The 22,070-nt window shown below is 37.5% G+C and carries 28 protein-coding genes; 24 read left to right on the forward strand and 4 right to left on the reverse strand.

Going from position 1 to position 22,070, the window contains the following annotated elements; genetic code table 11:
• Window positions 1–43: 43 nt before the first annotated feature.
• Window positions 44–952: a MerR family transcriptional regulator gene (locus OL233_RS07650; RefSeq protein ID WP_275471743.1), complete on the reverse strand. Its 909-nt coding sequence runs from the start codon at window positions 950–952 to the stop codon at window positions 44–46.
• A gap of 475 nt (window positions 953–1,427) precedes the next feature.
• On the opposite strand from OL233_RS07650, the gene eutM reads away from it, so the two are divergent.
• The 23 genes from eutM to OL233_RS07765 all read left to right on the forward strand — a co-directional run bounded on the left by eutM (window position 1,428) and on the right by OL233_RS07765 (window position 19,131).
• Window positions 1,428–1,703, forward strand: a complete 276-nt coding sequence (eutM, locus tag OL233_RS07655; protein WP_275471744.1) for an ethanolamine utilization microcompartment protein EutM — start codon at window positions 1,428–1,430, stop codon at window positions 1,701–1,703.
• A 24-nt stretch (window positions 1,704–1,727) separates the two neighbouring features.
• Complete coding sequence (locus tag OL233_RS07660; protein ID WP_437184412.1) at window positions 1,728–2,756, forward strand: DMT family transporter; 1,029 nt, start codon at window positions 1,728–1,730, stop codon at window positions 2,754–2,756.
• A gap of 1 nt (window position 2,757) precedes the next feature.
• Window positions 2,758–3,036, forward strand: coding sequence for a hypothetical protein (locus tag OL233_RS07665; protein ID WP_275471745.1), 279 nt, complete (start codon window positions 2,758–2,760; stop codon window positions 3,034–3,036).
• An 18-nt stretch (window positions 3,037–3,054) separates the two neighbouring features.
• Complete coding sequence (locus tag OL233_RS07670; protein ID WP_275471746.1) at window positions 3,055–3,357, forward strand: BMC domain-containing protein; 303 nt, start codon at window positions 3,055–3,057, stop codon at window positions 3,355–3,357.
• A 12-nt stretch (window positions 3,358–3,369) separates the two neighbouring features.
• Window positions 3,370–3,669 (forward strand): BMC domain-containing protein, encoded by a 300-nt coding sequence (locus tag OL233_RS07675; protein WP_275471747.1) that lies wholly within the window; start codon window positions 3,370–3,372, stop codon window positions 3,667–3,669.
• 16 nt (window positions 3,670–3,685) lie between these two features.
• On the forward strand, window positions 3,686–5,134 hold the full coding sequence (locus OL233_RS07680) for an aldehyde dehydrogenase family protein (RefSeq protein WP_275471748.1): 1,449 nt from the start codon (window positions 3,686–3,688) through the stop codon (window positions 5,132–5,134).
• A 23-nt stretch (window positions 5,135–5,157) separates the two neighbouring features.
• Window positions 5,158–7,698, forward strand: a complete 2,541-nt coding sequence (cutC, locus tag OL233_RS07685) for a choline trimethylamine-lyase (RefSeq protein WP_275471749.1) — start codon at window positions 5,158–5,160, stop codon at window positions 7,696–7,698.
• Between the two features lie 26 nt (window positions 7,699–7,724).
• Window positions 7,725–8,675, forward strand: coding sequence for a choline TMA-lyase-activating enzyme (gene cutD / locus OL233_RS07690; RefSeq protein ID WP_275471750.1), 951 nt, complete (start codon window positions 7,725–7,727; stop codon window positions 8,673–8,675).
• A gap of 16 nt (window positions 8,676–8,691) precedes the next feature.
• Window positions 8,692–9,030: a BMC domain-containing protein gene (locus OL233_RS07695; RefSeq protein WP_275471751.1), complete on the forward strand. Its 339-nt coding sequence runs from the start codon at window positions 8,692–8,694 to the stop codon at window positions 9,028–9,030.
• Window positions 9,030–9,476, forward strand: coding sequence for a EutP/PduV family microcompartment system protein (locus OL233_RS07700; RefSeq protein WP_275471752.1), 447 nt, complete (start codon window positions 9,030–9,032; stop codon window positions 9,474–9,476). The genes OL233_RS07695 and OL233_RS07700 overlap by 1 nt, the downstream gene beginning before the upstream one ends.
• Before the next feature lie 4 nt (window positions 9,477–9,480).
• Window positions 9,481–10,617 carry a 1-propanol dehydrogenase PduQ gene (locus tag OL233_RS07705; protein ID WP_275471753.1) on the forward strand — a complete coding sequence of 379 codons (1,137 nt, stop codon included), beginning with the start codon at window positions 9,481–9,483 and terminating at the stop codon, window positions 10,615–10,617.
• Window positions 10,617–11,219 carry a hypothetical protein gene (locus OL233_RS07710; protein WP_275471754.1) on the forward strand — a complete coding sequence of 201 codons (603 nt, stop codon included), beginning with the start codon at window positions 10,617–10,619 and terminating at the stop codon, window positions 11,217–11,219. Before OL233_RS07705 ends, OL233_RS07710 begins: the two co-directional genes overlap by 1 nt.
• A 2-nt stretch (window positions 11,220–11,221) precedes the next feature.
• A complete protein-coding gene (gene eutJ, locus OL233_RS07715) occupies window positions 11,222–12,067 on the forward strand; it encodes an ethanolamine utilization protein EutJ (RefSeq protein WP_275471755.1) in 846 nt (281 codons plus the stop codon).
• Between the two features lie 15 nt (window positions 12,068–12,082).
• A complete protein-coding gene (locus OL233_RS07720) occupies window positions 12,083–12,376 on the forward strand; it encodes a BMC domain protein (RefSeq protein ID WP_275471756.1) in 294 nt (97 codons plus the stop codon).
• Window positions 12,370–12,633, forward strand: a complete 264-nt coding sequence (locus OL233_RS07725; RefSeq protein ID WP_275471757.1) for a EutN/CcmL family microcompartment protein — start codon at window positions 12,370–12,372, stop codon at window positions 12,631–12,633. Before OL233_RS07720 ends, OL233_RS07725 begins: the two co-directional genes overlap by 7 nt.
• 28 nt (window positions 12,634–12,661) lie before the next feature.
• Window positions 12,662–13,249 (forward strand): cupin domain-containing protein, encoded by a 588-nt coding sequence (locus tag OL233_RS07730; protein ID WP_275471758.1) that lies wholly within the window; start codon window positions 12,662–12,664, stop codon window positions 13,247–13,249.
• Between the two features lie 22 nt (window positions 13,250–13,271).
• The gene (locus tag OL233_RS07735) at window positions 13,272–13,865 is read left to right on the forward strand and encodes a BMC domain-containing protein (protein ID WP_275471759.1); all 594 of its coding nucleotides are present in this window, start codon (window positions 13,272–13,274) and stop codon (window positions 13,863–13,865) included.
• Between the two features lie 19 nt (window positions 13,866–13,884).
• Window positions 13,885–15,408: an acetaldehyde dehydrogenase (acetylating) gene (locus tag OL233_RS07740; RefSeq protein WP_275471760.1), complete on the forward strand. Its 1,524-nt coding sequence runs from the start codon at window positions 13,885–13,887 to the stop codon at window positions 15,406–15,408.
• A gap of 15 nt (window positions 15,409–15,423) precedes the next feature.
• Entirely contained in the window at window positions 15,424–16,053 is a 630-nt protein-coding gene (gene pduL, locus OL233_RS07745; RefSeq protein WP_275471761.1) for a phosphate propanoyltransferase, read from the forward strand.
• A gap of 30 nt (window positions 16,054–16,083) precedes the next feature.
• Window positions 16,084–16,365: a BMC domain-containing protein gene (locus tag OL233_RS07750; protein WP_275471762.1), complete on the forward strand. Its 282-nt coding sequence runs from the start codon at window positions 16,084–16,086 to the stop codon at window positions 16,363–16,365.
• 70 nt (window positions 16,366–16,435) lie between these two features.
• A complete protein-coding gene (gene nox, locus OL233_RS07755; protein ID WP_275471763.1) occupies window positions 16,436–17,767 on the forward strand; it encodes a H2O-forming NADH oxidase in 1,332 nt (443 codons plus the stop codon).
• A gap of 109 nt (window positions 17,768–17,876) precedes the next feature.
• Window positions 17,877–18,308 carry a hypothetical protein gene (locus OL233_RS07760; RefSeq protein ID WP_275471764.1) on the forward strand — a complete coding sequence of 144 codons (432 nt, stop codon included), beginning with the start codon at window positions 17,877–17,879 and terminating at the stop codon, window positions 18,306–18,308.
• A 211-nt stretch (window positions 18,309–18,519) separates the two neighbouring features.
• Window positions 18,520–19,131, forward strand: a complete 612-nt coding sequence (locus tag OL233_RS07765; RefSeq protein ID WP_275471765.1) for a Type 1 glutamine amidotransferase-like domain-containing protein — start codon at window positions 18,520–18,522, stop codon at window positions 19,129–19,131.
• 71 nt (window positions 19,132–19,202) lie between these two features.
• On the opposite strand, the gene OL233_RS07770 is transcribed toward OL233_RS07765, so the two are convergent.
• The 3 genes from OL233_RS07770 to OL233_RS07780 all read right to left on the reverse strand — a co-directional run bounded on the left by OL233_RS07770 (window position 19,203) and on the right by OL233_RS07780 (window position 20,535).
• Window positions 19,203–19,559 (reverse strand): MmcQ/YjbR family DNA-binding protein, encoded by a 357-nt coding sequence (locus tag OL233_RS07770; RefSeq protein WP_275471766.1) that lies wholly within the window; start codon window positions 19,557–19,559, stop codon window positions 19,203–19,205.
• Window positions 19,560–19,629: 70 nt separating this feature from the next.
• Window positions 19,630–20,070, reverse strand: coding sequence for a GNAT family N-acetyltransferase (locus tag OL233_RS07775; RefSeq protein WP_275471767.1), 441 nt, complete (start codon window positions 20,068–20,070; stop codon window positions 19,630–19,632).
• A gap of 24 nt (window positions 20,071–20,094) precedes the next feature.
• A complete protein-coding gene (locus OL233_RS07780; protein WP_275471768.1) occupies window positions 20,095–20,535 on the reverse strand; it encodes a MarR family winged helix-turn-helix transcriptional regulator in 441 nt (146 codons plus the stop codon).
• Between the two features lie 238 nt (window positions 20,536–20,773).
• Here OL233_RS07780 and OL233_RS07785 point away from each other — a divergent pair, with 238 nt between their 5' ends.
• Window positions 20,774–22,030, forward strand: coding sequence for a hypothetical protein (locus tag OL233_RS07785; protein ID WP_275471769.1), 1,257 nt, complete (start codon window positions 20,774–20,776; stop codon window positions 22,028–22,030).
• The last annotated feature ends 40 nt before the right edge of the window (window positions 22,031–22,070 follow it).

Raw genomic sequence — 22,070 nt, forward strand, 5'->3', positions numbered from 1 at the left:
TAATAAAAAAATATATAGAAAAATAACCACCAGCCCAATTTGGCTAGTGGTTATTTTTTATCGGAACTAAAACCTCAGTGACGAAATCATTGATATTGGTCGTTGACCAGTAATCCACAACGGAGCGCTCTAAGCATTCCTCTTCAAGTTCATAGTTGTTTTCTTTAGCCCATTGTTCGATCATTTTATATTTATCCGTAATGGTTTTAGGATCCCCGATATGATAAAGGGATGCGTACATGGTATGTGTAATTTCTTTAGAGGGAATCGATGTGTTAACGGTTCCAACCGGTTGCTGAATAATCGTCGTCTGCGTCGTAGTGCCAGCCATTTTGTCCCGGAAAGAAGAGAAACTCAAAATAACAGGGCCGGTAATTTCGCATTGATGTTTTTCTAAATAGTTTACCCAAGGAATATTGATGACTGATTCTTGGTAGTCGTAGTTAAAGGGTTGCTCCAGGCAGTAGTATGTTGCTGGGGGTAAGAATTTGATGTTGATATGAGTTAAATCATTTTTGATAACCATAGAAGCTTCTCTTAATAAATTGTACCAATCGTTGATTGCCGTGTGGCGATCAGCGATTTTTTGTTTTTCAATGGAAAGTTCTTCCAGTTTTGAGATAAAGTTTTGCTCGTGATAGAAGTATGTTTTATTGTTTTGCACGCCTTGGATTTCTTGAAGTTTAAAGCCAATTTGCTTGTAGTATTTAATAACAGGGATAAGATTCATTGTATCGCGTGTGTAGTACCGATAGCCGTTAACAGGACAGATTCTATCTGGGATAACGACACCGACTTCTTCATAAAATCGTAATGCTTTTTTTGAAATATGACACTCACGTGATACTTGACCAATTGTAAAAAGTTGCTGTTTACATAAGCGACAATACTCTTCTGCTTCTTTAGCAGGTAATTTGTCTTTGATGCAAAGTTCTACTCCAACATGAGTCATTTTTATGAACCTCCTTATTAGTGATCCTTATGATTAAAATTATCCGAAAAATGAAATAAAACGTTAACAAAATTAAATTAAGACGTTAATTAGATAATTATGATAAAACTGTCATTAAAAGTCATGCACATTTTACCCCATTAAGAGGTTCATTTGCAAGTCCCTGTTTCAACTGTGACGTTAGGAGGATGGTTTATAAACCTTTCAAGAAAACGCTTACTTTAGGGATTTGTTTCACATTAAATATTGTTTACAAACGTTTAAAAAAATTTTTAAGTTGTTGTCTCTAGCGATGAGAGGGCATTTTAGCAAGTTTAGAAGAGGAAATTAGAGTGTCAATCGCAGCTAAAGCGCATGTAACCTTATCAAGTGAAGTTTTTAACAAATAAATTTTTTTAAGTGTTGACCTTCCTTCTAAGGGGATGCTGTATGGTTACATCATAAATCAAATATAAAAAAAGATGGAGGAAAAAAGATGGCTTACGATGCTTTAGGAATGGTGGAAACAAAAGGATTGATTGGTTCTATTGAGGCAGCAGATGCGATGGTTAAAGCGGCAAATGTTTCGTTAGTAGGAAAAGAAATAATTGGTGGTGGTTTGGTTACGGTTTTAGTACGTGGGGATGTAGGAGCTGTTAAAGCAGCAACAGATGCAGGAGCAGCAGCGGCACAACGTGTTGGAGAATTGATATCGGTTCACGTGATTCCACGACCACACGGAGAAGTTGAAACTCTTTTACCTAAAAAATAAGAACATTAATAAAAGGAGAACAACATGGAAAGTAAAAAAACAGATGTGATGATGTCACCTAAACACGTTTCATATGGTAATGCTGATGACAAAATGAAAGCGTTAAACAAAAAATTTAGACGAACAGGAATTTCTAACGGTTTACTATCAGGTTTAACTTATGGGATTTATTCAACTTTAGTAATGGTTGCAAGTGGTTATGATCCTTTAGTGAGTGCGGCAGGTATTCTAGCAGCTCCCTTTATATGCTCAGGTTTAAATGACTTATTTGCAGGTATCTTCTTATTATTTTTCAATGCTAAAAAGGGCAGATTAAAGGAAATGCGTCGAACTTTAAAAACAAAACCAGGTAAATTGTTAGTGTTAGGTTTCTTATTAGGTGGGCCGATTGCCAATGGGGCTTATTTAATAGGTCTTGCCTTAGCAGGGGTTTACGCTATTCCGATTTCTGCCACGTGTGCCCTATTTGGTGCCTTGTTTGCTTGGGTGTTCTTAAAACAAAGACCGACAGCACGGGTCATCGTTGGGATGGTCATTTGTGTGGTAGGAGCGATTGTTATTAACTGGACTAAACCAGAAGGTGCAGAAAACTTTACGTTAGGTATTATTTTTGCATTAGTGGCAGCTGTTTGTTGGGGATTAGAAGGTGTGCTATCTAGTTTCGGTGGGGCGATGATTGATACAGATGTCGCTGTTAATATGAGAGAACTGATTTCTGGATTAGTCGTTTTGGTGTTAATTGTACCGGCTGTAGGTGCTTTCCCATTACTAGGTGAAACATTCTTAGCAATGAAACCTATTTATTGGTTAATTATTTCAGGCTTGAGTGCGGCAGTGTCATTCTTAACGTGGTATAAAGCTAATTCAACTGTAGGAACGGCTATCGGGATGTCACTTAATGTTACCTATGCGTTCTGGGGCGTCTTGTTCTGTGTCCTATTCTTAAATCAACCGTTAACGACGACTATTGTGGTTGGGTCAATTGTTATTGTGGCAGGAGCTATTTTGGTAACAATGAATCCGCTAGATCTTTTAAAGAAGGAGAGTGAGTAAGATGTTGCTACCTACACGAATGGCAGTGTTAAATCATATAGATAAAGTTGGGACTGCAAATTTAGAAGAAGTGATGGAAAGTTTAAAACCTCAATATGGTTCTGAAAAACAGTTTAACAAAGAGCTTTATCTCGATCACTTGATGGCTTTAGAAGCAAATGGTTACCTTCATTTGAAAAATTATAGCTTAGGAAATGATGATGAATTAGTCTTATCTTTTGAAATTACGGAAGACGGTCAACAAGCAGTTGGGAAGTATGTCCCTCAAGAATACCGATAAGATAACGGAGGTAATAGGATGAAATATCATGGTGAAGAGGCATTAGGTTTAATCGAAACAGTTGGCTTGGTTCCAGCTTTAGATGCAGCCGATAAAATGTTAAAAGCATCTAATGTAGAGTTAGTCTCTTATGAGAATATCGGGTCAACACTGGTGACGGTGATGGTTAAAGGGGATGTTGCAGCTGTAGAGACGGCCGTGGAAGCTGGTGCTCAGGCGGCCTCAGCGATTGGTAAATTGACAGCAAAGAATGTGATGCCAAGACCAATTCCGTCAGTAGGAGAGATTGTTTCAATTTATGATGTGGATAATGAAGAGTAAGGGGCGATCAAGATGAGAAGTTACGAAGCAATTGGTGCAATCGAAACCTTTGGAATCGTGTTTGTTTTAGAGGCTGCAGATGCGATGTGTAAGTCAGCAGATGTTGAACTATTAGGGTTTGAGAATGTGGCTTCAGGTTATATTTCAGTTATTGTTCGAGGGGATGTGGCGGCATGTAAAACAGCTGTAGAAACAGGCGTCCAGGCGGTAGAAGCAATGGGTGCTGAGGTCTATAGTTCTGTGGTGATTCCAAGTCCACACATTGAGTTAAATAAAATAATGAACCGTTATCGTTTAACAACAGCGCTTTAAGAAAAGAGGGAATGAGATGTCTTTTGAAGATAAGGATTTACAATCCATTCAAGAAGCTCGGATTCTGGTCGAAAGAGCAAAAGTAGCTCAGGAAACCTTAAAAGAATACGAACAATCTTATTTGGATAAGTTAGTTTCTGATTTAATAGCCTCTTTTAGCAATGTTTCCTCTCAAGTCATTGAATCGGTGGTAGCGTCAACTGGGTATGGTAATCCAAAAGATGAAAAAGAGTTGTATGGCTTATTTATGGAAAATTTTGAAAAAGAGTACAGTCATAAGAAGTATGTTGGGGTGTTGGAGCGTGATGAGCACCATCATCCTGTTCAAGTTGGGATTCCGTTAGGTATTATCGGAGCACAGCTACCAGCGACTAACTTAGTTCTTAATATGATAGTTACAACTCTAATTTGTCTAAAGACAGGAAATACCTTAATTATTATTCCTGATAAACGGGCAGTTGCAGAAACCAGACAATTAGCCCAACAGATTAATGAGTTGATTATAAAAGATCAAGGGCCAACCGATATTATTAGTTGTATGAAAAATGTATCGAGTTTAGGCGTCGAAGAGTTATGCGATCATCAATCGCTAGCCTTATTACTAGATATTGGGTCAACTGAGTTTATTGATAACATTGCTAAAGGAAAAACACCTTATATTTTTGGTGGTGTAGGCTCGTCACCTGTGTTTATTGAACGAACAGCAAGAATTAAACAGGCATGCCAGGCTATCGTCTACAGTAGAGGGTTTAATAACGGCTTATTACCAGGTGCTGAGCAGTATGTTGTTGTTGAAAACTCAATATCTGATGAGGTCAAACAAACGCTTATTGTAGAAGGTGCTTATTTTATGACCGCACAAGAAGAGAGGATGTTACTCAACTTGATTTACCCATTTTCTGGTGAACTTTCAACAACGTGTATCGGAAAGTCAGCCTGCTATTTAGCAGCTAAAGCAGGGTTCCAGGTACCTGAATCAACGAGGATTTTAGTATCTGAGCAACCTTATATTAATGAGGAAAACCCTTATGCAGAGGATTTGCCGATGCCGATATTAACGTATTATTTGGAACCGGATTGGGTAAGAGGTTGTGAGAAGTGTATTGCATTATTAGAGTATAAAAAGAATGGGCATACCTTAGTCATTCACTCAGAAAATGACGAGGTGATTACTGAATTCATACTTAAAAAACCAGTAGGACGCGTTATTGTAAATGGTTATGGTGGGTTAAACAGTCTAGGAATTGATTCTAATTTGCCAACGTCAATGATCTTAGGCGGACTGACTACGGCTAAGGGATTTTCAGCAGAGAATATCACGCCAAAACAGTTAACCTATGTGAGACATGTTGCTCATCAAAAGCATCAGTCGCTTGTCACGACTGAAAAAAAATCTGATCCATCTCTTGATGGTTTAGAAGCATTGAATGTGTTTGCTGACCTATTAAAAGAAATAACTAATTAAAAATAGAAAAGTGAGGGACTTTAATGGATATCAAAGAGTTTTCAGAAAAATTAACTGAAGCAACTAAAGAGTTAAGTATAGATGAACGTGAAGCCTTATTAAAAATGTTTTCTTCTGTTACACAAGAAATTGAGCAAGAAGAAGCAAGCGGTGTGTTGTTAACAGATGGCGATCAAACAGATCTACCAGAAGGAATTACAGAACGTCTGCAAGCTTTAAAAGATAATTATTTAACAAAAGTGCCAACTATTACAACACATAGAGCACGTGCCATTACAAAAATTGCGAAAGAAAATCCAGGAATGCCAAAGAGTGTTCTTAGAGCAAAATGTTTCAAATATTGCTGTGAAACAGCACCGTTAGTGATTCAAGAAAATGAATTAATCGTAGGCGCACCAAACGGGGCACCTAGAGCGGGTGCTTTTTCTCCTGATATTGCTTGGAGATGGATGGAAGAAGAATTAGATACTATCGGAAGCAGACCACAAGATCCATTTTATATTTCTGATGAAGATAAACGCATCATGAAAGAAGAATTATTCCCATTTTGGAAGGGAAAATCAGTAGATGAAAACTGTGAAGATCAATTCCGTGATGCTGGTGTTTGGGAATTATCAGGAGAGTCATTTGTTTCAGATTGCTCTTATCACCAATTGAATGGTGGGGGAGATTCTAACCCAGGTTACGATGTGATTTTAATGAAAAAAGGGATGCTTGATATTCAAAATGAAGCGAAAGAGCATCTTGATCAATTAGATTATGAAAATCCAGAGGATATCGAGAAAATTTACTTCTATAAATCAATCGTCGATACAACTGAAGGGGTTATGATTTACGCGCAACGCTTATCAGATTACGCGTTAGAGTTAGCTAATAAAGAAAGCAATCCAAAACGTAAAGCAGAATTAAAAGAGATTGCTCGAATTAATGCTAAAGTACCAAAACATAGACCAGAAACTTTCTGGGAAGCGATTCAAGCCGTTTGGACAATTGAATCATTATTGGTTGTTGAAGAAAATCAAACTGGAATGTCAATCGGTCGTGTCGATCAGTACATGTATCCATTCTTCAAAGGGGATATGGAATCAGGGCGCTTAAATGAATTCCAAGCTTTCGAATTAGCAGGATGTATGTTGATTAAAATGTCAGAAATGATGTGGATTACAAGTGAGGGTGGTTCTAAATTCTTTGCAGGGTATCAACCGTTTGTCAACATGTGTGTTGGTGGTGTGAACCGTCAAGGTGTGGATGCAACGAATGAATTGACTTACTTATTAATGGATGCAGTTCGTCATGTGAAAGTCTATCAACCATCTCTTGCTTGCCGTATTCACAACAAATCACCTAGAGAGTATCTGAAAAAAATCGTGTCAGTGGTTCGAGCTGGTTTAGGCTTCCCTGCTTGTCATTTTGATGATACACATATCAAAATGATGTTATCAAAAGGCGTTAGTATTGAAGATGCGCGTGATTACTGCTTAATGGGCTGTGTGGAACCTCAAAAATCAGGACGTCTTTACCAATGGACATCAACAGCCTATACACAATGGCCTATCTGTATCGAGTTAGTACTTAATCAAGGTGTGCCTTTATGGTATGGCAAACAAGTGACGCCAGATTATGGTAATATCACTAGCTTTAAAACGTATGAAGAGTTTGAATCTGCGGTTAAAGAACAAATCAAATATGTTACAAAATGGTCATCAGTAGCGACTGTTATTACTCAAAGAGTTCACCGTGACCTAGCACCTAAACCATTAATGTCATTAATGTATGAAGGGTGTATGGAAAGCGGAAAAGACGTGTCATCTGGTGGGGCGATGTATAACTTTGGACCGGGTGTTGTATGGTCTGGTTTAGCAACTTACGCAGATTCAATGGCAGCTATTAAAAAACTAGTCTTTGATGAGAAAAAATACACATTAGCTGAATTAAATACAGCTTTAAAAGCAGATTTTGTTGGCTACGATCAAATTCGTACAGACTGTTTAAATGCACCAAAATTTGGGAATGATGATGACTATGCTGATTTAATCGCATCAGATTTAATTCATTTCACTGAAACAGAACATAGAAAATTCAAAACACTTTATTCTGTATTAAGTCATGGCACACTATCAATCTCAAACAACACACCATTAGGACAATTAACAGGTGCTTCTGCTAATGGACGTAGTGCATGGACACCGTTATCAGATGGGATTAGTCCAACACAAGGGGCAGACTACAAAGGACCTACAGCGATTATTAAATCCATTTCAAAAATGTCAAATGACACAATGAATATTGGAATGGTACACAACTTTAAGATTATGTCTGGTTTATTAGATACGCCTCAAGGTGAAGAAGGGTTAATTACCTTACTTAGAACATCAAGTATTTTAGGGAATGGTGAAATGCAGTTTAACTACTTGGATAATGAAACATTACTTGACGCCCAAGCTCATCCTGAAAGATACAGAGATTTGATTGTTAGGGTTGCAGGATATAGTGCCTTCTTCGTAGAACTTTGTAAAGACGTTCAAGACGAGATTATTAGTAGAACTATGTTAACAAAAATTTAGCGATTCTTTATAAGGAGTTGAAACAAGTGGTAAATGAGAAGGCAAGCGCAATCGAAAGACAAGCAATAGTTTTTAATATTCAAAAATACAATATTTATGATGGGCCAGGGATTCGTACCATTGTGTTTTTAAAAGGGTGTCCTCTTAGATGTCAATGGTGCTCAAATCCGGAAGGCATCTCTCAAAAGTATGAAGTCATGTATAAAGAAAATAATTGTATTGATTGCCATGCTTGCGTAGATGTTTGTCCACTGGGGATTCACTATATTGATGATGAAGGCAATCATCAAGTGAGGCGAGATATCACATGTAATGGTTGTAAGGCATGTGTTGCGGTTTGTCCTAAAGCGGCACTCAACATAACAGGTGAGGCCAAAACAATTTCTGAATTACTTGAAATCGTTCACGAAGATGATGCGTTTTATGATATGTCAGGTGGCGGGATTACACTCAGTGGTGGCGAGTGTACCGCTCAACCTGAGGCAGCTTTAGCGATTTTAAAAGCATGTAAAGAAGACGGTATCAACACCGCGATTGAAACATGTGGTTACACGCGAATGAATAGAATGTTAGAGATTGCAGAGTATGTTGATCTGTTTCTATTCGATTTAAAACACATGGATCCCGTTCGTCATAATGAATTAACAGGTGTTAGCAATGAACGTATCTTAAAAAATCTTCAAGAATTACTTAGATTAGGTTACGACATTCAAATCAGAATGCCAATGCTTAAACAAGTGAATTGTAGCAAAGAAGAGATCCAAGCAGTTATCGATTTCCTATTACCTTATAAAGAGTATGAAAATTTCAAAGGAATTGATTTGCTTCCGTATCACAAAATGGGTGTTGCTAAGTACGGACAATTAGGTCTTGAATACCCTGTTAAAGGTGACCCAAGTTTAAGTGATGAAGAGCTGGATAACATTGAAGAGTGGATTAAAGAGTATGATTTCCCTGTTCAAGTTATCAGACATTAGAGAGGAGTGGGGTGAGATGACTGAGGTCCAACGTATGATTCAAGAATCGGTTCCAGGAAAGCAAGTCACAGTTCTTCATGTGATAGCCTCTCCAATTGATGATATTTATGAGTCTTTAGGAATTGATCCTGTTGGAGCGATTGGCATACTAACGCTATCCCCTTGTGAATCTGCCATAATTGCGGCTGACATTGCAACGAAATCTGCTGATGTTTCGATTGGTTTTTTAGATCGGTTTACAGGGTCGGTTGTCATTAGCGGCGATGTCCAAAGTGTCGAGATTTCATTACAAGAGGTTGCTAAGTTTTTAAAAACGAGGCTAGGGTTTACGGTTTGTGATGTGACGGTATCGTGATGAGAAAGCGAGTATTGCTCATCGGGCCCAAAAATAGTGGCAAGACAACGTTGGCTAATTATGTTGAGGGCAATGAAGAAAAAGTGAAAAAAAAAGCCCACATTGTCTATAAGAAAGACACAATAGACACACCAAGCACGTATCTAGAAAGTCCGTGGATGCGTCAGCATCTTATTTCCTTACAGCAAAGTGCTTACCTGGGCTTGTTTTTACTCCCATTATCAGCTAAAAAAGGGAGTTATCCACCAGGCTTTTCACATGTTTTTAGAATTCCTCTTATCGGAGTGATTACGTACACATCTCGTGATGTTTTGACTCCAGAAGCAAAGGTAAGAGCAGAGAAACAGCTGAAGGAAATTGGTCAATTTGAAACGATTATCTTTCTAAATATAGAGGCTATTAAAGGAATTGATACGGTTATTAAATTTTATCAAGAAAGGAGGTAAGAATATGAATTATTTTCAAATGGGCACACAAATTATTTCGGGTGAGGGTGCATTAGATGCCATTAAAGAATTAGAGATGACTTCTGTTCTCGTGATTTGTGATCCTTACATGGTTGAGTCAGGAAAGGTTAACGACGTGACAAGTCGATTAGATCAAAAAGGAATCGACTGTTCTATTTTTTCAGAGATTATTCCTGATCCAACGCTTGAGGTGGTAGTAAAAGGTGTCAACCAGCTCTGTGACCGTCAAGCAGATATGATCATTGCTTTAGGTGGAGGCTCTGCGATAGATTCTGCTAAGGCAATTAAGGAAGTCTACAGTCGTTCTAACCAGAAACCTGTTCAACTAGTAGCTATACCAACGACAAGCGGAACAGGAAGTGAAGTAACAGCATTTTCTGTTATATCAGATAGTCAAAAAGCAGAAAAATATGCGTTAGTGGATGTCAGTATGATTCCAGATATTGCAATACTAGAACCAAAATTAACGGAAACAGTCCCAAGTAGCGTAACGGCTGATACGGGTGTAGATGTTATGACTCATTGTTTTGAAGCTTACGTTTCATTAAAAGCGACTGACTTTACAGACGCTTGTGCTGAAAAAGGGCTGCGAATGGTTTGGGACAATTTAGTAGCTGTCGTTGAAGATGGTAGTGATTCTATTCGCCGTGAAAAAATGCTAAATGCATCTTGTCTAGCGGGAATGGCGTTTAATGAAGCATCACTTGGTATTTGCCATAGTTTGGCCCATGCTTTAGGTGCTAAATTCCATATTCCACATGGCCGTGCGAATGCAATGTTATTGCCTCATGTTATTGCTTTTAATGCAGGAATGGATTTGAACACTGATACAGAAACGCTTGAAAGATATGAAACATTAGCGAGTTTACTAGGTTTACAAGCAGGAACTAAACGTGGCACTGTTCAAACGATGATTGCTCAACTGAATCGTCAAACGAAACGTATGGGTATTCCAAAATACATTAACGACTGTTCTGTGGATATGACAGACTTCATTAATGAAATTCCAGAAATGGCCCGATTGGCAATGGCAGACACGTGTACGTTAACAAATCCAAGAGTACCGACTGAAAAAGAGTTAGAAAAAATCTATCTTAGTTTATGCCAGGGGGGAGTTTAGTGAAATTTATTACAGAAATCGACTTACGCAATGAATTTCGAAAAAATCCATTTGAAACCTACTACTTAAATGACTCAGATAGGTTAACGTCAGAAGCGAGACAGTTTTTAAATGATAGGCATGTAACGATTACAAGAGAAGACCAAGTGACAGAGGTTGAGGAGAATCACTCAAACAGTGAGACAGAAACGTGTCAGACGGATGATGTAACTCGAAGTAAATGCCCTTGGGAAATGCGCGCTCTTGTTTTATATGCCGAATTCTTAGAAGTGATACTTTTAGCTAAGGAAAGTCAGGCACACCTCTGTGAAGAACTTTATTCGATGAGTTTAGTAATCAAGCAAGTTTCAGTTTTAGACTCAGTTCAGGAAGTTCAGCTTAATTATGCGGAACTTCCTGAAGGGAATAGACTGGATGCCATAACTTTAGCTCATCTCTTTAGTGAGAATGGTTCCTTGACAGTCCGCTTGTTTAAGTTAGAAGTAGCTATTAGGGCATTCAAAGAAGAATTCCAAAATGATTTACAGGCAGAACAGGTCGGACAATTAGAAAGAATAGGCTCAAGGTTAAGAGTTTTAATGGCACAATTGATAGGAGAGTAACTATGAAAAAATCCAATTATGATCTGTCACAATACGATCAATTCATCCAGACATTTGAAAAAGTAATCAAGACACCTAAACAAACAAACACAACGACTTACTATACAGGGGTTGATTTAGGAACAGCTTGTGTTGTATTAGCAGTTTTAGATGACTCGGGAGAGCCAGTAGCAGGCGCTTATGAATACGCAGATGTTGTAAGAGATGGGATGGTTGTTGATTATATAGGAGCCATTGAAATCGTAACGAGGCTAAAAAAATCGATTGAAGCGAACTTAGGTTGTGAGCTGCTTTATGCGGCGTCTGCTATACCACCTGGTACGGATTTACTTGATTCAGGCGCGATTAAAAATGTGATTGAAGCGTCAGGATTTGAGTTGGTTAGTTTACTGGATGAGCCTACAGCGGCCAATCAGTTATTGTCTATCCAAAATGGTGCTGTCGTTGATATTGGTGGCGGTACAACGGGTATTTCAGTAGTTGTAGAGGGTGAGGTTGTTAAGGTTGCCGATGAAGCGACAGGCGGCACTCATTTTTCACTGGTTGTATCGGGCTCCTATGGCATGACATTTGACGAAGCAGAGTTGTACAAACGAAGTGAAAAAAATCATAAAGAATTATTAACTGTTTTAAAACCAGTTATTGAGAAAATTGCATCTATTATTGATAGACAAATAATGGGTCATCAAGTGGAAGAGGTTTACCTTGTTGGAGGGACGGCTTGTTTAACAGGAATGGAAACGATTATTGAAAAATCTTTAGGGATTCCAACCTTTAAACCAATCAATCCAATGTTTGTCACACCGCTTGGCATTGCTAAAAATTGTTACAATAAGCAACTAAATTAAAAGGAGGCGCGTATCATGGATTGTCGAATTATTAAGGCTCCAGGAGAAAATACATTAGCAATATTAAATCGTAGAAAAGGGTCTAGAGGTGATATTGAAAAGCCAGGAGCGGTTGGACTTGTCCAAGGAAGATTGATCGAGATGGTGTGCGCCTCTGATATTGCTGAAAAAGCAGTCGGTGTCATTGTTGAAGATATTAAAGGAACGTGCCCCCAGAATATGATTATGCTGGCAATTTTTGGTGATGTAGCCTCTGTGACAGCTGCGATAGAGCAAATTAAGTTGAAAGAGAAGAAGCAGGAATGGTAATAGCTGAATTAATTGATACCGTTTGGGCGACACGCAAATCTGAACAACTTAATGGCCTAAAGTTTATGCTAGCTGAAATAAAAGGTGGGACAAACGAAGGTGAACGTCTAGTCGTATGTGATGTCATAGGAGCAGGGATTGGCGATAGAGTACTTGTGACAACCGGTTCTAGTGCAAGGCGCATGCTAGAGGATGATTTGATTCCTGTTGATGCAGCCGTTATTGGCATTATAGATGAAAGTTGTGAGTCTGTTTAAGGATGACGAAAAGGAAATGAGGATGTCCATGAAACGATTAATTTGTTATACAGATATTGAAGAAGCTCATACTAAAGGTGAAAACTATCTCATAATAAATGACGACACGATTGTGACACCTTTAGCTAAAGATTTAATTGAGGAGTATGAGTTGGAAGTACGATATGAACAAGCTTCTTATGAAGAGGAAGAATCATTAGGGTTAAATTTTTCCAAAGAAACCTTGATTGAACTGCTAAGAAAAGTATTAACAGAAGGAACTGAACTAGCATCAAATTTTGAGTATGAGGCACATGAAAATGGTTTAAAAGTGATTAAGGGTGATACGGTTCGACTAGAAAAGATGGCTACTGGTGAGTCTGTTTATTCGCAACAATTAGTTAGTGAAGGCGCAACTAATGCAGGAATAGTGGAGATGAAGGAGACATCAGTTGATCGGGTACTTGAAAATAATGAGATTAATTATGTTAGTTCAGGTAGTCTAACCATTCAAATAGACGGAAAGGAGTATCAGGCAAAAGCGGGGGATACGATTTATATTCCTAAAAAATCATGCATAACATGGAGTGTTCCTGAGCAGGCCAACCTTTTTTATGTGACCTGTCCTACTAATTAAAATGAGAGAAATTAAGGAGTAGATGATGAAAGAAGCAATTGGATTAATAGAAACGATGGGAATCATTGCGGCGATAGAAGCTAGTGATGTCATGTTAAAAACGTCTAATGTCAAGCTGATCAACAAGGAAATCGTTAAGGGTGGTTTAGTCACGGTTGTCATAACGGGTGATGTAGGTGCTGTGAAGACGGCTGTTGATTCAGCAGTTGCTGCTGTCACAAATTTAGGAACGGGTCTTTTACTGAGCTCTCATGTGATACCTAGACCAGATAGAAGTATCGACTGTCTTTTACCTAAAGAAAAAAAAGAGGATGAGACAATCTCAGATAGTTTACCAAAACCTATTGAAGAAGTCGGCTATCAAGAGAGTGATAAAGAAGAGACGATTGACAGTGTTGAGAAGTCAGGTGACTTGTCTCAAGAAACGCTAAGGGATTTTCTAAAAGATGAGAAGGATGAGTTGGTAAAAGAGTATTTACTCAATCAAACCGTTGCAGAACTTAGAGAATATGCAAAACAATACACTGATTTTGTAATTGAAAGAAAACACTTATACCGAACGCCTAAGGTTGAATTAGTCGAGGCTATTATGACGTTTTTAAGGGATAAGCAATAATTGAAATGGGGAAGTGTGAATGGTGAAATTAGATAAAGATTTATGTTCTATTCAAGAAGCTCGAGATTTGGCCGAAAAAGGGAAAGTTGCTGCAAATGAACTTGCTCAATTTTCTAGTGAACAAATAGATAAGATTTTAGTAAGTATGAGAGATGCCGCTGAGAAGCATGCCGTTTCTCTAGCTAAATGGGCAGTGACGGAAACTGGATTTGGTAAAGTTGAAGATAAAGCTTATAAAAATCATGCTGCGTCTAAATTGTTATACGACGAAATAAAAGATCAACAAACAATTGGTATTATTGATGAAAATAAGGAAAAAGGAACGATGGATGTAGCTGAACCAGTTGGTTTAGTTTTAGGAATTGTACCATCTACAAATCCAACCTCAACTGCGATTTTCAAAGCGATGATTGCAATAAAATCAAGAAATGCGATTGTATTTGCCCCACACCCAACTGCTGCAGAGTGTACAAAAATGGCAGCGGATATTATGAACCGTGCAGCGGTTGAAGCAGGAGCACCAGAGAATAGTATCAGTTGTGTCTCAACGCCAACGATGGCTTCTACTAACGAATTGCTTCATTCGCCACATATTTCGTTGATTATTGCGACAGGTGGACCGGGCATGGTTAAAGCAGCCTATAGTTCTGGGAAACCAGCAATCGGCGTCGGGGCAGGAAACTCACCAGCCTATATTGAATCGACAGCTGATATTAAAAAAGCGGTCGCAACGATTATTGCAAGTAAGACATTTGATAATGGAACGATTTGTGCTTCGGAGCAATCTATTGTTTGTGAAAGAAGAAATGAAGCGGAAGTTATCAGAGAATTTGAAGCGCAAGGCGGCTACTTTATGTCCGAAGAAGAGACGGATAAAGTGTGTCAACTCTTGTTCAAAGCAGGTAATGCGATGAACGCCAAATTTGTAGGTCGCACGGCTCAAGTCATTGCGGATGCAGCGAATATATCTATTCCTGCAAACACAAAAGTATTAATTGGTCGCCAAGGTGGGGTAGGACCGAAGTACCCATTATCTTTTGAAAAACTAACAACAGTCTTAGGGTTCTACGTTGTAGAAGACTGGGAAGAAGCGTGTCAGTTAAGTATTGAGTTACTCCAAAATGGGATAGGTCATACGATGAGTATTCATACAACGGATCAAGAGATGGTGATGAGGTTTGCAGCAAAACCTGCTTCTCGAATTTTAGTAAATACTGGGGGAAGCCAAGGTGGGACAGGAATTAGTACAGGATTACCGATTTCTTTCACATTAGGTTGTGGTACAAGCGGTGGTAGTTCTGTTTCTGATAATGTCAGCCCTAAAAATTTATTAAATATTAAAAAAGTAGCCTATGGTTTGAAAGATGTCACAACGCTTGTTCAAGATGATTCATCATTTAAACAAACAATGGGGTCTTGTCAAAACGAACAAAAAGTTTTAGAAAAATGCGTAGAAGAACTAGGAAACAGCTCTAAAGATCAAATTGATATGGCAGAATTAACAGAAGTTGTTCGCAACGTATTGATGGGGATGAAAAATTAGTAAAGAGGTTAAAGAATGGAAAATTATGAAGAGTTATTAAATTGTATTGTGAAAGAGATACAAAAAAAATCAACTAAAACTTCTGTACCAGTAGGAATTTCGAATCGTCACATTCATTTATCTCATGGCGCACTAACGAAGCTATTTGGTCAAGGGTATGAGTTAACTGAATTGAAGCCATTATCTCAAACAGGACAATTTGCTTGTAAGGAATGTCTAACATTATGCGGTCCAAAAGGTGTTATTGAGAAGGTAAGAGTGCTGGGACCAGTTCGAAAGGACACACAAGTTGAAATTTTGATGTCTGATTCGTTTAAATTAGGGATAAAAGGTGACGTGCGATTATCAGGAGATATCGCTGATACACCTGGGTTAACCTTGGTAGGTCCAAAGGGATCATACGAGTTAGATAAAGGTGTGATTGTCGCTGAAAGACACATCCACATGGCTCCTGCAGATGCAGTAGCATTTCAGGTTAAGGACGGAGAAAAAGTTGGTTTGAAAGTACCTGGTACTAGAGGTGGGATACTAGACAACGTCTCTATTCGTGTAGATGACAGCTTTACACTTGAGTGTCATTTGGATACAGAAGAAGCAAATGCAATGGGAATTACTCCAGGTTTAAACTTGGAGATAATAAAATAATTATACTAACTATTATAGGAGGAAATAAAAATGAAATCAGATGCACTAGGAATGGTTGAAACTAAAGGATTAATCGGATCAATTGAGGCGGCAGACGCAATGGTCAAAGCTGCAAATGTTACATTAGTAGGGAAAGAACTTGTAGGTGGCGGTATTGTGACAGTTATGGTTCGTGGTGATGTAGGTGCGGTTAAAGCTTCTACTGATGCAGGTGCTGCAGCAGCACAACGTGTAGGCGAGTTATTATCTGTACATGTGATTCCAAGACCTCATTCTGAAGTGGAAACAATTTTACCAGAAGCTAAAGCATAATTACATTTAAAAGTAACGCACTCCTCCTAATAAAATTAGTAGGAGTGTGTTTTTATTAGGAGGAAAAACAATGCCAAAAACAGTGATAATTGGAGCCAATCATGCAGGAATTGCAGCAGCTAATACTTTATTAGAAAAAGATTCAAAACATGAGGTCGTGATGATTGATCGAAATGATCATATTAGTTATTTAGGGACAGGGTCAGCACTTTGGATAGGCAGACAAATTGAGTCTTATGAGAGTTTATTTTATACAACACCAGAGGAATTTGAAACTAAAGGTGCTACAGTTTACATGAAGACAACAATTACCAAGATGGATTTTGAACGAAAACAAGTATGTTGTGAGTCAGATCAAAAAGGATCATTTACAGAATCATATGACCAATTAATAATAGGAACAGGTTCAAAACCGATTATGTTAGCTGTTCCTGGTAGAGAGTTAGCTAATATCTATTACTTGAAGACGTTTCAAGAAGCCCAGAAAATTGACCAGGTACTTGAGGACGATGCAACTAAAGTTGTTGCCGTGATTGGGGCGGGATACATTGGTGTAGAGATAGCAGAAGCCGCACGACTGAGAGGTAAAAAAGTAATGTTATTTGACGTAGCGGACAGATCTATTCCAAGTTATTTTGACCAATGGTTTACTGATGACATGGACGATACCTTGAGTAACAATGGGGTAGAGCTTCATTTTAATGAGAAAGTAACTTCTTTTGGAGGGATAGAAAAAGTCGAAACCTTAGAGACAGATAAGGGGGCGTATCAAGTTGACCTAGTTCTTAATGCGATAGGCTTTATTCCAAATAGTGATTTAGGTAGTCATTATTTAGAAACGTATCGTAATGGTGCGTATTTAGTCGACCAATACCAACGAACAAGTGAGCCTGATGTCTACGCAATAGGCGATTGTGCTACCGTATATTCTAATGCTATTAATGGCCCATCCTACATTGCTCTAGCGGCAAATGCAGTTAGAACGGGAATTATTGCAGGTTTAAATGCTGCCGGTATAAAGGAAAGATTTAATGGTGTACAAGGATCAAATGGTATTTCTATCTTTGGTCTAAATATGGTATCTACTGGCTTATCCGTCGGAGCAGCTTTAAAAAATGGATTAGACGTTGAGTATACAGATTATGAAGATTATCAAAAACCTGGTTTTATGAAAGAAAACGGGCTAGTTAAAATTAGAATTGTATTTGAAAAAGATAGTAGACGAGTAGTTGGGGCACAGTTATCATCTTATGAAAATATATCGGCAGTTATTCATATGTTTTCTTTAGCGATTCAAAAGAATGTAACGATTGATGAATTAAAATTACTAGACATCTTCTTCTTGCCTCATTTTAACCAACCGTATAATTATATAACGATGGCCTCTTTGGAAGCGAATTAAAAAAGGAAGAATATATCTTTCTATTAGAGATATCATTTAGTCGAATCAAGTGATAAGAGCTTTTATAGACGAGGTATGATAAAGTAAACGTATTATAAGGAGGTGCCCTATGGAAACAAATCAAGAGTATGTTGAAATCGGTGGTTGGACGTTTACAAAAGAAGAAGGAAGAATTTATTCAGAAAAACGTGAGGCTATGATGGAGTATCTCCAATTGAAATGTTCTGAACTATTCGAAACCGTTGTGATAGATGGAAAAGACAGTCAAGATGGGGATTATTTAAGTGCCTATAATGAGGAAAAAGATGAGGAAAGTATATTCATCCAATTTTCACCAGAAGAAGTGGAGGTCTTTCAATCGTTTGACACTAAAGAAGAGTATCTTGATATGAAGAGGTATTTATCAAAAGTAGATCATCACTACAATACATCTGGTATTGGGGAAGACTCTGAGGAAGAGGACTCTTACAGCCATTGGTTTAATTATATGAAAAAATCGTATGAAGATAAGTTTGGAAAAGACTATCCTTATTCAGTTTAACTGACTATTAGCTACTCGTTGGTAAAAATAAGAAAAGTACATCACTTGATAGAAAGGTGATGTATTTTTTTATTTATTTTTGAGAAAATGCTAATGATTATAAAAATAAGAGTCAAGTTTAGGAAGAGGTTATTAAGGAATTTGGTCAATCTACTTTACAAAAAGAACATAAGTTCGTATAATTGAAGAGTTAGAAAGTGAGGAATGTCTTGTGGTTAATATATATTTAGTATCATCATTAGTAGCAGTAATAGAGAAATTGGAAAGAGAGTTTGGGGAATCTTTAGTAGGAAAGACAATGACCTTTATTCCAACAGCAGGAAAAGTAGAAGAAATAAAATCATATATTGAAGAGGCTTTTAATGTGTTTAAAAGTAAAGGAATGGAAGTTACGGTATTAGATATTTCTTTAAGTAGCTTCGAAGAATGTCAAACCACGATTGAGCAAAATGACTTAATTTACGTATCGGGAGGAAATACATTTTATCTTTTAGAAGAGTTGCGGGACAAAGGTGTCGATAAGGTTCTTACAGATGAAATCACTAAAGGGAAAACATACATAGGAGAGTCAGCAGGGGCCATTATTTTAAGCCCAACTATTGACTATATCGAAAAGATGGATGATAAAACAAAAGCACCTCATTTAAAGTCTAGCCAAGGATTAAACGTGGTCAATTTTTCTCCATTACCACATGTGGGGCACAAGTATTTAGGTGAATATGCTAGTGATATTAGTGATAATTATCACGGTAAGGAAGAATTAGTTCCTTTTTCAGATGACCAACTTATTATTGTGAACTCAGAAAGTTACGCTATAAAATAAAAAGCACAATTTGTTCAATTCAGATAAGATGAATTAGACAAATTATGCTTTTATTTATTACATTTCATAGTCTATAAAGCATCAATTACCATTTTATTTTTCTTTGAAAGATTTGCATAGACTAACGTATAAGATTTAAGGATCATTTTTTCAATTTCTTCATGGGATAATTGATCAGTTGGAAGAACAATGGAATTCCAGTGTACTTTGTTTGAATAATAACCGGGTATCACATCACTGTACATGTCACGAAGAGCATTATTTTCTTCGGGATCACCCTTTAATGTAAGATACTCAGGTTTCAGCATACCGAATGATTTTCCTAAAAGAGAAAAGTAATAGCAACCCCAACTTTCTCGGTAGTAGATATCGGAACCTTTTAAAGTCTTAGCATAATTAATAAAACGATCGAGTTGCGTTTCTGTCATAATGATAGGCCTCCTCGTAAGTAGGTTAAGATTGTATTTCACTCAGTATAGCAAATCTATTATGAAGGAGCTAGTTAATAAGCTTGTCTGTTATTTCCCAATGCATTACATATTCTTTTTCGTTATTAATGGTATCAAGACCTTCTTCTATTGTGATAAATCCCTCGCGTTTGTAGAAGTTTATAGCCCCTTTATTTTTTTGATAGACAGCTAATTGTAGTTCTGATTTAAGTGTTTTTATGTCATCTAATAAAGCTTTTCCGATACCATTAGATCGGTGGCGTGGTGAAACGAATATCCCGGCAATATAAGTGCCATCTAGTCCGACGAATCCAGCTAATGTAGCGTCCTGCTCGTAAACATAGACCTCGGCTTGTGATAAAGCTTGCGCGACATCCTCTTTGTTGGTTAGCCAATAGCTTTGAGAGATAAAATCGTGTGCGTCTAGGTTAGCCTCTAGCCATAGTGCCACCACCTCTTGCAAATCATCCTGTGTCATTTTTCTAATCATGTTTAAATTCTCCATTCTGTTAAGTTATAGCATATTTTTATTTAGGTGATGACAAAATAGTGCCATTCCTTTAAGCATAATAAACCGTTCTTCTTCAGTTAAGCTTTCCATCGCTGAGATTTCTGCTTCTCTTACTTTGGGCAAAGCGTTTTGAACAAAGGTTTGTCCTTTTGGTGTAAAAATAATTGTTTTAGACCGTCTATTAGTAGGATTAACAATTAAGTCAATCAGTTCATCTTTATATAAAGAAGTAATAATAGAGTTGACTGTTTGTTTAGGTAAAAAGGTTAGCTCGCATATTTTTTTTTGCGTACAGTCTTCAACCTCATTTATTAAATTAATGAGTTGAAGCGTTGTATAAGAGAGATTATATTTTTTCGCGTAGGCTTCATAAGTCCGGTTCATCTCTTGTATGTAGGTTGAAAATTCGGTGATAGTTTGTTGTATAGTGTTGTCGTCCATCATTATATAGTCCTCTTTCCGGATAGTCTGTATACGGACTATTTTACCAAGTAAGGTAACCAGTGTCAAATTGAAGCAGAACTTAAACTGTAAGAGTTGTGATCAGTTGAATTTTATTCTAACTAAAGGGTATAGTAGTAGTGAACGAGTGAGTCGTAATAAAACTAACATCTATCAAAGGCTTATTAATGTTGCAATAGAAACGTTTAGATTAAAGATGTGAGTAATAGAGGAGAAACTGATGGCACGTATTATTATAAATTTAGAACGCTATTTATCTGAAAGAGAGTTAGCGATTAATTATTTGATGTATGACTATGCGAAACAAGAACCCTTAATCCCTGGTGAGAAAGTGACGATGCTCTCGTCAAATGATGGGCCATATTTTTCAGCGCCAGGTCGGTTTGATTTTTATAATCAAGAGGGCCAGTTGTATGTCATGGACAAGTCTATTGAAGAATTTGAGAAACTGTTACCGGAATTACTAAAAGAGTTACCAGAACCACTGACATTTGAAGTGGAGGATTTAGAGGGAATCATTAGTTTGGTTAAATCCGCTCAAGAAGTTGGTTATAGTGTGTATGGGTACCATCAAAAACTGGTAGACACTTGGGACGTTATTGACCCTCTTAGTTTAATTCAAGATACAACCGAAAAGGCTGAAAAAGGCGAGCATTTTAACCCAACGAGTTATTATACAGCTAGTCAAGAAGATGACAGATTGACATTAGTTAATAATGTTGGGACTAAATTGTTGTGTGAATCTGATGAAATGAAAACGCGGTTCCTATTGGAGAATTACTATTTTGAAGTAGTAGATAGTAAAGGCGAGTGTTTACTTAAACAAATTCCGTTAGAAGAGTTGGCGGGGGTTCTTTATAGTTTACTGAATGGAATGACGGTTTCAGAAGTGAAAAATCTATTCCTTAGTCCTTATAATATGACACGAAATCAAGTGGAAGAGTGCCTATTGGTCTACGACCGTTATACAATGTCTAAAAAAAGAAAGATTGAGACCCTTGACGATTTTAGCGCATTAGAATCTGTTCCTCTTGATTCAGACTATCAAGGCTATTATGGTGAGTATAGCTACTGGTTAGAAGAGGAGTGTATCCGTATCAGTCGATCAGTTGATGTCATGGATTTACCAAAAGTCTTTGAACTATTAAATATGGAGAAGCAGGAAGTGTTGGTAGGTCTTGGTGCAAACAAGGTATCGGATAAGCTTTTATCAGATGCTATTGAGTCGGATATTCTTATTTTTAGAGATGATCGTATTCAAACAAGAGTATGCGATACATCTGAATTAGAATATGAAGAGGGAACGATTGTTAATTTTATCTATGAAGAAAGAAAAAATGAAATTAGTCTATCAACATTTAGAGAAACACTCTTCACTGCTATTGATCAAGAAACAAGGGAAGAATTATTTAGGGAGTTGACGTTTAGTCAAAGTGTAGCTCGTCTGATAAGGCTTTGGGAGGAAAGAGATAAATAAAAAGCTTACCTCTACATGTTAATCAGTAGAGGTAAGCTTT

The organism is Vagococcus proximus (assembly GCF_029143285.1).
Taxonomy (GTDB): domain Bacteria; phylum Bacillota; class Bacilli; order Lactobacillales; family Vagococcaceae; genus Vagococcus_D; species Vagococcus_D proximus.

Bases quoted from the DNA above. Each gene is read 5' to 3' on its own strand.
- OL233_RS07785 (WP_275471769.1), top strand. From the start codon at position 20,774: ATGGCACGTATTATTATAAATTTAGAACGCTATTTATCTGAAAGAGAG.
- OL233_RS07695 (WP_275471751.1), top strand. From the start codon at position 8,692: ATGACTGAGGTCCAACGTATGATTCAAGAATCGGTTCCAGGAAAGCAA.
- OL233_RS07750 (WP_275471762.1), top strand. From the start codon at position 16,084: ATGAAATCAGATGCACTAGGAATGGTTGAAACTAAAGGATTAATCGGA.
- eutM (WP_275471744.1), top strand. From the start codon at position 1,428: ATGGCTTACGATGCTTTAGGAATGGTGGAAACAAAAGGATTGATTGGT.
- OL233_RS07720 (WP_275471756.1), top strand. From the start codon at position 12,083: ATGGATTGTCGAATTATTAAGGCTCCAGGAGAAAATACATTAGCAATA.
- OL233_RS07650 (WP_275471743.1), bottom strand. From the start codon at position 952: ATGACTCATGTTGGAGTAGAACTTTGCATCAAAGACAAATTACCTGCT.
- OL233_RS07740 (WP_275471760.1), top strand. From the start codon at position 13,885: ATGGTGAAATTAGATAAAGATTTATGTTCTATTCAAGAAGCTCGAGAT.
- OL233_RS07680 (WP_275471748.1), top strand. From the start codon at position 3,686: ATGTCTTTTGAAGATAAGGATTTACAATCCATTCAAGAAGCTCGGATT.
- OL233_RS07660 (WP_437184412.1), top strand. From the start codon at position 1,728: ATGGAAAGTAAAAAAACAGATGTGATGATGTCACCTAAACACGTTTCA.
- OL233_RS07780 (WP_275471768.1), bottom strand. From the start codon at position 20,535: ATGATGGACGACAACACTATACAACAAACTATCACCGAATTTTCAACC.
- OL233_RS07730 (WP_275471758.1), top strand. From the start codon at position 12,662: ATGAAACGATTAATTTGTTATACAGATATTGAAGAAGCTCATACTAAA.
- OL233_RS07775 (WP_275471767.1), bottom strand. From the start codon at position 20,070: ATGATTAGAAAAATGACACAGGATGATTTGCAAGAGGTGGTGGCACTA.
- nox (WP_275471763.1), top strand. From the start codon at position 16,436: ATGCCAAAAACAGTGATAATTGGAGCCAATCATGCAGGAATTGCAGCA.
- cutC (WP_275471749.1), top strand. From the start codon at position 5,158: ATGGATATCAAAGAGTTTTCAGAAAAATTAACTGAAGCAACTAAAGAG.
- OL233_RS07735 (WP_275471759.1), top strand. From the start codon at position 13,272: ATGATGAAAGAAGCAATTGGATTAATAGAAACGATGGGAATCATTGCG.
- OL233_RS07770 (WP_275471766.1), bottom strand. From the start codon at position 19,559: ATGACAGAAACGCAACTCGATCGTTTTATTAATTATGCTAAGACTTTA.
- pduL (WP_275471761.1), top strand. From the start codon at position 15,424: ATGGAAAATTATGAAGAGTTATTAAATTGTATTGTGAAAGAGATACAA.
- OL233_RS07700 (WP_275471752.1), top strand. From the start codon at position 9,030: ATGAGAAAGCGAGTATTGCTCATCGGGCCCAAAAATAGTGGCAAGACA.
- OL233_RS07760 (WP_275471764.1), top strand. From the start codon at position 17,877: ATGGAAACAAATCAAGAGTATGTTGAAATCGGTGGTTGGACGTTTACA.
- OL233_RS07670 (WP_275471746.1), top strand. From the start codon at position 3,055: ATGAAATATCATGGTGAAGAGGCATTAGGTTTAATCGAAACAGTTGGC.
- OL233_RS07665 (WP_275471745.1), top strand. From the start codon at position 2,758: ATGTTGCTACCTACACGAATGGCAGTGTTAAATCATATAGATAAAGTT.
- OL233_RS07705 (WP_275471753.1), top strand. From the start codon at position 9,481: ATGAATTATTTTCAAATGGGCACACAAATTATTTCGGGTGAGGGTGCA.
- OL233_RS07725 (WP_275471757.1), top strand. From the start codon at position 12,370: ATGGTAATAGCTGAATTAATTGATACCGTTTGGGCGACACGCAAATCT.
- eutJ (WP_275471755.1), top strand. From the start codon at position 11,222: ATGAAAAAATCCAATTATGATCTGTCACAATACGATCAATTCATCCAG.
- OL233_RS07675 (WP_275471747.1), top strand. From the start codon at position 3,370: ATGAGAAGTTACGAAGCAATTGGTGCAATCGAAACCTTTGGAATCGTG.